1 tRNA gene is annotated in these 232 nt (G+C 54.7%); it reads right to left on the bottom strand.

From position 1 onward, the window contains the following. Positions 1–46: 46 nt before the first annotated feature. Positions 47–121: transfer RNA gene (locus tag KVT28_RS27105), tRNA-Glu, on the bottom strand. Between the last annotated feature and the right edge of the window lie 111 nt (positions 122–232).

The following is a 232-nucleotide window of genomic DNA, read 5'->3' on the forward strand; positions in this document are numbered from 1 at the left end:
GTTTGAGATACGTCGTGGAGACACCTTTCACCTGTCACCAAGCAAGTGGCGTCCCCTAGGGGATTCGAACCCCTGTTGCCGCCGTGAAAGGGCGGAGTCCTAACCGCTAGACGAAGGGGACACGATGTGTCACGACTTCGCAGCCGTCTTGCTCATTACTTTCTATCAGACAATCTGTGTGAGCACTTCGCGGGAAGGTATCTTCAGGTAAGGAGGTGATCCAACCGCAGGT

Source organism: Pantoea sp. GbtcB22 (assembly GCF_019091025.1).
GTDB lineage: Bacteria > Pseudomonadota > Gammaproteobacteria > Enterobacterales > Enterobacteriaceae > Pantoea > Pantoea leporis.